The 10,023-nt window shown below is 66.3% G+C and carries 8 protein-coding genes; 6 read left to right on the forward strand and 2 right to left on the reverse strand.

Annotation, left to right across the window (positions count from 1 at the left end; all coding sequences use genetic code 11):
- Window positions 1–2 precede the first annotated feature (2 nt).
- The 3 genes from Mal64_RS19485 to Mal64_RS19495 all read left to right on the forward strand — a co-directional run bounded on the left by Mal64_RS19485 (window position 3) and on the right by Mal64_RS19495 (window position 4,403).
- Entirely contained in the window at window positions 3–1,658 is a 1,656-nt protein-coding gene (locus tag Mal64_RS19485; RefSeq protein ID WP_146403546.1) for a family 16 glycosylhydrolase, read from the forward strand.
- Window positions 1,659–1,899: 241 nt separating this feature from the next.
- Window positions 1,900–3,351 carry a Gfo/Idh/MocA family protein gene (locus tag Mal64_RS19490; protein WP_146403548.1) on the forward strand — a complete coding sequence of 484 codons (1,452 nt, stop codon included), beginning with the start codon at window positions 1,900–1,902 and terminating at the stop codon, window positions 3,349–3,351.
- A 50-nt stretch (window positions 3,352–3,401) separates the two neighbouring features.
- On the forward strand, window positions 3,402–4,403 hold the full coding sequence (locus Mal64_RS19495; RefSeq protein ID WP_146403550.1) for a hypothetical protein: 1,002 nt from the start codon (window positions 3,402–3,404) through the stop codon (window positions 4,401–4,403).
- 259 nt (window positions 4,404–4,662) lie between these two features.
- Here the strand turns inward: Mal64_RS19495 and Mal64_RS19500 are convergent, their stop codons facing one another.
- Together Mal64_RS19500 and Mal64_RS19505 are read right to left on the reverse strand one after the other, a co-directional pair.
- Window positions 4,663–6,690, reverse strand: a complete 2,028-nt coding sequence (locus tag Mal64_RS19500; RefSeq protein WP_146403552.1) for a rhamnogalacturonan acetylesterase — start codon at window positions 6,688–6,690, stop codon at window positions 4,663–4,665.
- Window positions 6,691–6,799: 109 nt separating this feature from the next.
- The gene (locus Mal64_RS19505) at window positions 6,800–7,210 is read right to left on the reverse strand and encodes a hypothetical protein (RefSeq protein ID WP_146403554.1); all 411 of its coding nucleotides are present in this window, start codon (window positions 7,208–7,210) and stop codon (window positions 6,800–6,802) included.
- A gap of 283 nt (window positions 7,211–7,493) precedes the next feature.
- Between Mal64_RS19505 and mtnB the strand changes: the two genes are divergently transcribed.
- From mtnB to mtnC, 3 genes are all read left to right on the forward strand, one after another.
- Window positions 7,494–8,132 (forward strand): methylthioribulose 1-phosphate dehydratase, encoded by a 639-nt coding sequence (gene mtnB / locus Mal64_RS19510; protein WP_197525908.1) that lies wholly within the window; start codon window positions 7,494–7,496, stop codon window positions 8,130–8,132.
- A 29-nt stretch (window positions 8,133–8,161) separates the two neighbouring features.
- On the forward strand, window positions 8,162–8,752 hold the full coding sequence (locus Mal64_RS19515) for a 1,2-dihydroxy-3-keto-5-methylthiopentene dioxygenase (protein WP_146403556.1): 591 nt from the start codon (window positions 8,162–8,164) through the stop codon (window positions 8,750–8,752).
- A gap of 108 nt (window positions 8,753–8,860) precedes the next feature.
- Window positions 8,861–9,586, forward strand: coding sequence for an acireductone synthase (gene mtnC / locus Mal64_RS19520; protein ID WP_146403558.1), 726 nt, complete (start codon window positions 8,861–8,863; stop codon window positions 9,584–9,586).
- The last annotated feature ends 437 nt before the right edge of the window (window positions 9,587–10,023 follow it).

Raw genomic sequence — 10,023 nt, forward strand, 5'->3', positions numbered from 1 at the left:
CCTTGAAGAGTGTTCTTACGCACGGCGGCGCCCATCGACGCCCTAGGCTCTTCCCAGCCCTCGTAGCGCTGGCTGCAGCGGCGTGCGCGTTCGCCCCGGGCCGTGTGGCGGCCGACGCGCCCGAGTGGAGCCTGGCCTGGGAGGACGGTTTCGAGTCGTTCGACAGCGGGCGATGGAACGCGGCAACCAGCTACAGGCCAACGAACAACTCGCTGCACGCTTATCTGCCGTCGCAGGTGAGCGTCGACGCGGGTGAGCTGGTGATCATTTCGGAGAACGAACCCGCCGGCTCGCTGCTCTACCGCTCGGGACTGATCGAGTCGCGATCGGCGCAGCGTTACGGGCGCTGGGAGGTGCGCGCCAAGCTGCCCGTGTCGACCGGCATGTGGCCCGCCATCTGGCTGTTGCCCGACACATCGGCTCACCCGTGGCCGAGCGGCGGGGAGATCGACATCATGGAGAACCGCGGCAACCAGCCGACCCGCACGAGCAGCGCGTTCCACTACGGGACCAACCCGCCCTATTTCCATGACTACGTTTACAGCGAGCAGCAGACCGCGACGATCAGCGGGCAAACCACGCGCTACGACCAGGGCTTCCACACCTACGCGGTCGACTGGACCCCGAGCTACCTCCGGTTCTACGTCGACGGGGTGAACCACTACACGGTCCACGACGAGGACATCGGCGGGTTCCTCTCGGGCAGCACGCAACCGATGCGGTTGGTGATCAACACGGCGGTCGGCGGCGACTTCCTCCCGAACCCGAACGCCTCGACCGTTTGGCCCCAGGAGTTCCGGGTCGACTCGGTGCGGGTCTTCGAGGCGACGGGCGCCCCGGGCGTCGTCGACTTCACCAACGGCGGCTTCGAGGCCAACGGCGACTTTGAGACCGAGGGCGGCTTGTCGGGTTGGAGCGTGTTCGGCAACGACTTGCCCGGCAATCCGAATGTCCGCGTCGCGGACGAGGCGGTCCGCTCGGGGACCGCCAGCCTCAAGGTGTTCGGCTCGTACCGCGAGGGGCTCAACCACTCGGGCGTCGCCCAAGGCGTGACGGTCCAGCCGGGAGATGAGATCCTCGCCGAACTCCACGCGCTGGTCCGGTCGGCGGACGCCTTGGCCGGCGCCAACCGGGTGGCGATGAAGATCGACTTCTACAGCGAGTACGGGGCGAAGCACGGCGGCGACGCGATGCTCAGCGAGCACACGCAATGGTTCGCCGACGCCGCGACGCCCACCGACCTGTGGTCGAAGCACGCGATGCAAGTCGTCGCGCCCGACGGCGCCGAAGAAGCGCGGCTCTCGATCGTCTTCGAGCAGCCCGCTTACGACGGCGGAGCGATCCACGTCGACAACCTGCTGTTCGGCAAACGCTTGGCCGAGCCTTTGGGCGACTACAACTCCGACGGCAAGGTGGACGCCGCCGACTTCACCGTCTGGCGTGACAGCCGTGGCGCAACAGGCGCGGGCCTGGCCGCCGACGGCAACGGCGACAACCGGGTCGACGACGCCGACTACGATCTGTGGGTCAGCACCTTTGGTCAATCGAAGAACGAAACGCCGGCCACTGTGAACGCGCCCGAACCGAGCGCCCTGGGGTGCGCCCTGACGTTGCTCGCGGCGATCGGTGGGCGATCGCCCGGTCGGCCTTCCCGCTGAGCTCGCCCCGTGCCCAGGGCGCTTGTCTTTAGGGTTTTGCGACGCGCTCAAGCGTCGCTCGACGCCGCTCAGGGCCTGCCCCGGCCGGCCCCCCTGCCCTGCAGCCAGCGACTCTCTGCTCGGGCCCACTTTCGCATTAGGCCCCCTTTTCGAGTATCTTTGAGGCGACCCATCAGGCCAACTTGCGGCCTGAACTTTTCGCCTCATTCCTATTCTCATCGCCTGGGGAGTCTGTATTTCCATGAGTCCATCACAACACCCCTCTCGGCGGCGTTTCCTGGGGCAAGCGGCGGCCGGGGCCGCGTTGCTCGCCTGCGGCTCGCGGCGGGCGCACGCCGCGCCGGGTGAGCAGCTGAGCATCGGCGTCATCGGCATGGGGTGGCGCGGCGGCGAGCTGGCCAAGACCTTCAACGCTCTGCCGGGCGTGCGTCTCGCGGCGTTGTGCGACGTTGACCGCGCGCGGCTCGACGAGGCGGGCGCCTTGTACCCCGGGGCCACTCGCTACTCGGACCACCGCGAGCTGCTGGCCGACGGGTCGATCGACGCGGTCGCCATCGCCACTTGTAACCACTGGCATTGCCTCGCCGCGATCGAGGCGTGCCAGGCGGGCAAGCACGTTTACGTCGAGAAGCCGTTGGGCCACGACCTGTGGGAGCAGCGGCAGATGATCGCCGCGGCGAGGAAGCACGACCGGATCGCCCAGATCGGCACGCAGCAGCGCAGCGACCCGATGCAGGCCGAAATCAAACGGTTCCTGCACGAGGAGCAAGGCATCGGCGCCCTGACCGGCGCGGTCGCCTGCCGCTACGGCGCCCGCAAGGCGATTGGTAAACGCGCCACGCCGCTCACACCGCCCGCCACGGTCGACTACGACCGCTGGCTCGGCCCGGCCCACGATCGGCCGATCTACCGCGACCAGCTGCATTACGATTGGCACTGGGACTGGAACACCGGCAACGGCGAGATGAGCAACTGGGGCGTCCACCTGCTGGACGACGTGCGCAATACGGTGCTCGGCGACCAGCCGCTGCCGCGCAGCGTGGCGGCCGTCGGTGGGCGGGCGGTGTGGGACGACGCCGGCCAAACGCCGAACGTCCACGCCACGCTGTTCGAGACCGACACGATCCCGGTCGTGGGCGTCGTGAGCAACCTCGAGCCGGTCGGCGGCCGCCGCGGACGGCTGCGGGAGGCGGGCGTCGACACCGGCTACGTCGTCTACGGCGAGGGGGGCCGCTACGAAGGCCGCCGCGGCGGCGGCAAAGCGTTCGACACCGACGGCAAGCTGATCCGCGAGTTCTCCGGCAACGGCGGCATGCCGACCCACTGCGCGAACTTCGTGACCGCCGTGCGGGCGGGCGACGCCTCGCTGCTCAATGCCGACGTGGAGTGTGGCCACTACTCCACGGCGTGGTGCCACCTGGCGAACGCCGCCGTGGTGGCCGGCGCACCGGGCGACGAGGGCCCCAACCCCACCTCGCTCTCACAAGACCCCCACTGGCGCCGCGTCGTCGGCGTGCTGGAGAACGACCTAGCGAAACGCGGGGTAGCGTTCGACACGCCGGTGTTCCGCGTGAGCCCGCGGCTGGCGGTCGAGGCCGAGCGTGAGCGCTTCGCGAGCGGCGCGCCGCGGGCGGCGAATGGTCACTTGGAGCACCACGGGCGGGATGGGTACCGCGTGCCGGAGATCACCTAATGATGAGCATAACTTAACTCACCATTTCACTTGCTAGGAAATCACGAATCATGGCAACTAACAGATCCACCTGTTATGCCGCCGTATTTTGCTTGGCTGGCATACTGGTTCATCCCGAGTTGGCCGCTCAGAGCTCTGACAATGATTCGTCTTCAGAACTTTTAAGAAGAATCCGTGCAGCATGGGAAAGCCGTGCGGCGAGGATCGTGAGCCTCGATCAGACGACGCACATCCGTACTGAACTCGACCGCGGCCCGTCGGGCAACCCTGCTAATAAGCTTTTCTATTCTGCCGCCATTAAGACAGCAGAGCCGCTGTACGAAACGGCCGTCTATGCTTTCCAGGATGACGCACGCTCGATTTACTGGCGCCGCAATGCAGGGTTCCAACCCAACGGTGAATTAATCGACGTTAAAAGCCGAGCGGCCGCTTGCAACGGGATGAGCTACGGAGATTACCTTGAGGATAGCGGCCTGATCCTTGGGAGCTTGCGTGACTCGATCCCCGAGCCATCGCTGATCAACAGTCACAATGTCATTACCACCACAACGCTCTGGACGGACACAGCGGCTGAGCTCGCTCGCAGCGGCATGCTGTTGGACCGTATGACAATCATGCCAGAAACTAGCAATCGCAATGTCGTAAGACTTGGTTTGCATCCGGCGATCGGAAGAAGTCGAGTGGAAGTCGATGTCGACCCCGAACGCGATTTCATTGTCTTAGCATTACGGCACTACTTTGGTAAACGTTTGTCGATGGAAGTCGAGCTGAAGTATAGGAAGGACCAGACCCAAGGAACGATCCTGAAAGGATGGACGAAGAAGTTATACAAGAAAAATGCGATAACCAAATCGGTACACCGCGCGACCGTGACCCAATGTGCTTTAAATCAAAACTTGGACCCCAGCCGATTCGAGATCGACTTCCCCGAAGGCACCCAGGTCCGTGTTTTTCGAGGGGAAGAGCTCGAAATGGAATTCCTCGTACAAGACGGCAAGATGCTTCCGTCGCATGGGCCAGAATCAACGCCTAGCACAGGTGAGTTGTATTGACAGCGCGGTCCACGGAGACAGTCGACCGAGCAATCTGCCGCTAACATTGGAGACGCGGACGGCCGATTGTCTGTGGTCGCTAGCCCAAGAGGCAAACCAGCTCGCCTGTCGTCCGCCTGCGGCGGACACCGACACGTCTCCGATCGATTTCCGCCGCTAGCAAAACGTCTTGCGGACAAGTGTCGCTGCCACCCAGACCCTGGGCGCCCGATTTCTCCCTGCCCTGCCCTCTCCGCATCAAATATGGAGGGAAAAAGCCTCAATCGCGCCGTGGGCTCGCAGGGATCTGTAAGCTCTCGAACTGGTCCGGCTTGGCCGGATCAAAACCCCCGAAGTCGTCGGCCAGCGCGTCGGCCAAGTCGAGCCCCGTGTCGCGAATGCCCTGGGCCACACACTTCGCAAGCAGCCAGCTGCCGTAGGTCGTGTGGTGCGTGTTGTCTTGGAACGCGAGATCGACGTTCGGGCCGAGCGCCTCGTACAGCTCGGCGCTCATCTTGTTCAGGTCGATCATTGCGGCGCCGGTCTCCTCGGCCACGTCGCGCACCGTCGGCGGGTAGTCGCCCAGCGACAGCCGGTCGGGGGCGGGCTTGCGCTCCATCGAGGTGACGAGCACCGGTGTGGCGCCCGCCGCGCGAGTCCGCTCGACGATCGACACGAGGTTCTCTCGGTACTTGGCCAAGGCGTCGTCGGCCTTGTCTTTCATGTCGTTGTGGCCGAACTGCACGAAGAGCCAGTCGCCCGGCCGGATGAGGCTGAAGATCTTGTCGAAACGCCGCGCGCCGAGCGAGCCGCGGATTGATTCGCCCGACTCGGAGTGGTTGGCCACCGCGACCGAGTTGTCGAAGAAGTAGGGAAACATCTGCCCCCAGCTGTTCCACGGCTCGAGCGGTTGGTCGGCCACCGTCGAGTCGCCCATCAGGTAAACGGTCGGGACGCCCGGGGCGGGCTCGATCGTGAGGGCCGAGACGCGCGGCGCAGGGCCGGCGAACTCGAGCGTCAGCTTCTCGTCCCAGGCCCACGCCTCCGAGCCGGTCTCGCGCGGCTTGAGCCTAACCCGCCGGTCGTCGCCGGCGATCTCGGGGCGGCGCAGGTTCACCAGGAACTCGGCGACGCCGCCCGTCTCGTCAGGCCGCCAGCCGTGGAGCTCCAGCCGCCGCAGCTCGGATTTTACCGTGAGCGGCTCGGCGCCCGCGGCGTGGACGCGGACGCGGTAGTTGCCCTCGGGCAAAGCGGCGGAAAAGTAAAACGGCTCGGCGGAGGTGCAGGCGTCGCCGGCGAGCGTGGGCGTGGCGCCCTCGGGCTCGAAGCCATAGCCTGTCGCGGGCGAATATTTGGTTGCCAGCGTGACGCCCACCGTGGACGTGGAAGCCGGCCCTTCAACTGCCGTAGCGTCCTCGAAGAAGTCGAACCGCCACACGGCGCCGTCTGTCGGTTGCTGCTTACTCGGCTTGAGATACCGGACGAGGGGAGAGCCTTCGAGGTCGCGGATCCCTTGGGCGACGCACTCGGCCACCACACGGGCGCCCGCCTCGGTGGTGTGGGTCCAGTCCTTCTCGGTGAAGTACTCGGCGCCCACTTTTTGCTCGCCGTCACGCTCGAAACGCCGGGCCGTGATCTCGTTGAGGTCAATATACGGCGCGCCGGCCTGCTCGGCCGCCTGCTTGGCCCACAGGCCGTAGTCTTTGTCGGCCCGCAGGACTTGCCCGTCACTCCAGCGGTCGCGGGGGATCGGTGAGAGCACGATCGCCGTGGCGCCGCGGGCCTGAGCGTCGGCGATGTAACGCCGCAGGTACCAGCCGTAGCTGTGGACCGTCTCGCTCTTGCCCGTCATCTCGACGACGCCGTCGACCGACTCGTCGCCGGCGCCCTTGAGCGACGCCCGCGGGCGGTCGCTGTCGAACATCTTGCCGCCGTCGTTGTGGCCGAACTGCATGAGGACAAAGTCGCCCGGGCGGAGCCGCGCGAGCGACTTCTCCCACAACCCCTCGGTCAGGTAGGTGCGGCTGCTGCGGCCGCCGAGGGCGCGGTTCTCGATGTCGATCTTCGAAGTGTCGAACCGCTCGGCGATCACCTGCCCCCAACCCCACAGGCCGCGGTCGCCGCGGCCGCTGCCGTTCTTCACGGTCGAGTCGCCCACGAGCACCAGCCGCGGCTTGGGCGGCGCATCTGGCCTGGCGCCTTCGGCCGGGGTGCTCGCCCGCGCGGCGGGAGCGGCCCAAGCGGCTCCGCCCAACAGGGCCCCAGCGAAGAGAAGAAAGCAACAGCGCGACGGTTGGCTTGCAGACATGCGTGGCCTATCCCCTGCGATTGATCTATGGCGAGAAGAGCGCGCCCGGCGGGGCGCCGCGTCTCATGATAGCCAAGATTGAGCGCCGGGGGCGCCGCTGGCGGAAGGCTCAGATCTTGCGCATCAACACGCCGCTGAACCGGTGCAGCTGGCCGATCACCGCGCGGTCGATCAGCCGCACGAGCAGCCGCACGCGGGCGAGCGGGGTCCGCTTGAAGACCATCACGAGATACTCGCTCTCGAACGGCTCGGTGTGCAACAGCCCCACGCCGCTCGGCGCAAGGTCGCAGGTGACCATCGAGACCGCGTCGCCATTGGGCACACCGTGCTCGTCACACGGGGCAACCAGCACCTCGGTCGTGAGCGGGTAACGCCCTTCGCGACGTCGGCTGATGACCGGGCTCTCGAGCGCATCGAGCAAGAAGCTCAACCCGCCCGAAGCGTCGGCGTTCTCATCAGACGAACGGTTGTCGGGCCGCGGCGGCGGCTCGGGCGGGTTGCGGAGGATGCGTGCGGCCATCGGCTCAAGCGTTGCTACAGGCGGACTGATCGTGATTGGCTTGCTGTTCTGCTAAAATATGGCCTATTACGGTGAGCAGGGCCTCGAAACAATCGCGTGCGGACATCCGAAAAGCCATCGGCAGCCGTTCCAACCGGCGCCACCCGGCCCACGTTCGCCGAGCCGCCGCACGACCCACGCGACCCGACGATTGACGCCTTTCGGGCGGGTCTGCCACGATGGCGTTTTCGCGGCTCACTTTGCCCCCGCTCATTCCGCTCAACCGAACAGGCTCCCTACGACGATGCCCGCGATGACCGAAGAGGCCTTGCTGCTCGACGACCTCTCGGCCACCGGCGCCGATTTTCACCGTCGCGGCTGGTCGCTCGCCACGAGCAGCAACTTCAGCGTCCGCGTCGGCGACGACCCGCTCGAGTTGATGATCACCAAGAGCGGCAAGGACAAGGGCCGGCTCGGGCGTGAGGATTACGTGCGGGTTGGCGTCGACGGCCGCCCCACTGAGTCAGGCGCCGCCAAATCGTCGGCCGAGACCATGCTGCACGTGGTGCTGGCCGACGCCGCCGGGGCCGGCTCGGTGCTCCACACCCACTCGGTGTGGGACGCCGCCACGGGCGAGCGCGGCCTCGAGGCGGGCGGGGTGGAGATCGCCGGCTACGAGATGCTCAAGGGCCTCGACGGGATCGCCACGCACGACACGGCGAAATGGATCGACGTGTTCCCCAACACGCAAGACATCCCCCGGCTGGCCGAGGAGGTGCGGGCGCGGCTCGCCGACCCCCAACGGCCGATGCAACACGGCTTCCTCATCCACCGCCACGGGCTGTATGCTTGGGGGGCCGACATCGCCGCCGCCCGGCGGCACATCGAGGCCTTTCAGTACCTGTTCGAATGCGAAGCGCGCCGCCTCGCCGCCTGTTCCTGACTCCCATTCCTTCTCAGCAGAGCCCCGCCATGGCCACCGTACGCGTCGCCGGTACCGACACCGCCGTGAGCGACCCCGAGCAGGTCGCCGAGCTGCTCGCCCCGCTGGGCATCTGGCACGAGTGCTGGCCCGTCGAAGGCCGCATCGGCCCGGACGCCACCGACGCCGAGATCTTGGACGCCTACGCCCCCGAGATCGAGCGGCTCAAAGAGCGCGGCGGCTACGTCACGGCCGACGTGATCAACGTCACTCCGGAGACTCCCGGGCTCGACACCTTGATCGCCAAGTTCGACAAGGAGCACACCCACAGCGAAGACGAGGTGCGGTTCACGGTCCGCGGCCACGGCGTGTTCTGGGTCAACCCGGGCGACGGCTCGCCGGTGCTGGCGATCGACGTGACGGCGGGCGACCTGATCAACGTGCCGGCCGGCACGCGGCACTGGTTCCACCTCTGCAGCGACCGCACGATCCGCTGCATCCGCCTGTTCGAAGACGCCACGGGCTGGACCCCCGAGTACCTCGAGGACCACGTCCACGAGGGCCACGCCCCGGTCTGCTGGGGGCCGCGTTACGTGGAGGGAAGCGACGGGGCCGACATCAAACCGGCCGTCGAGATCTAGCGTTTGACCAATGACCAATGACCAATGAAGGGGTAACTCACCTGCCTTATTGGTCATTGGGGCTTGGTCATTTGAATTCCTACCTGACTCTCACCCTCGAATAGATACTTGATCAAGTTTTGCGGCCACGGCCTGCTGCTCGACATCGAGGGGACCACCTCGGCCGTGGCGTACGTCTACGACGTGATGTTCCCCTACGCCCGCCGTGAGCTGGGCGCCTACCTTGTTAAGCACGGCAAAGACGATGCCCTTGTCCCGGTGCTCGACCAGATCGCCCGCGACGCCGGCGCCGCGGGCTATGCCGAGTGGACCGCCGGCGACGAGCGGCCGCTCGACCGCGTCCGCGACGAAGTCGTCCGCCTGATGGACGGCGACATCAAGGCCACCGGCCTCAAGCAGCTGCAAGGCGTGATCTGGGAAGACGGCTTCAAGAGCGGCGAGCTCAAGGCGCACGTTTACCCAGACGTCGCCCCGGCGATCGACCAATGGCGCGACACGGGCCGCGACGTACGGATCTACTCCTCCGGAAGCATCCACGCCCAGCGGTTGTTCTTTGCCCACAGCGAAGCGGGCGACCTGACGCCCCACTTCTCGGGCCACTACGACACGACGACCGGCCCCAAACGCGAAGCGGCCAGCTACGCGGCGATTCTCCAGGACTGGGGCCTCGCCCCCGGCGAGGTGCTGTTCCTCAGCGACGTGGTCGCCGAACTCGACGCCGCCGCCGAGGCGGGCCTAGCAACGGCGCTAGTCGTGCGGCCGGGCAACGCCCCGGTCGAGCCGGGGCACGGGCACGCCGAGATCGCATCGTTCAGCGAGATCACGCTCGCTTAGCGAGTCGGGGACGGAGCCGTACCTAGGTGCAAGATCCGTCACGGCCATCGCCCTGAAGAGCCGAGGCAGTGAGGGCTTGCGCCGGAAAGAGTACGCCCGTCCGATTAGCCTCGGAACGTGCTGTTTTGGGGCATTTCGTGTGACCGCCCACATTCGGCTACTTCCGCAAGGTAAGGCTCTCAGGGGGTCACTCATTTGTACTTAGCGGCCTCTGCTAGAATGCGTCGAACGATGAAGCCTCTGCCGATTCGATCACTCCGAAATCCACGTCGGTCGTTTGGACCTCAGCGTCTTCGCGAGCCGGCGCCGAGCCCGAGGTTGGTCCAACCGACGCAGGTAACGCCCCCGCTCCTTTACGCATTATTCACGCCATTTTTCTCGGCGGCGCTACCCACGGGGGGGGGGGGCGCTTGGTTATACTCTCGGGGACCATCAAT

Origin of the sequence: Pseudobythopirellula maris (assembly GCF_007859945.1) — a bacterium.
GTDB lineage: Bacteria > Planctomycetota > Planctomycetia > Pirellulales > Lacipirellulaceae > Pseudobythopirellula > Pseudobythopirellula maris.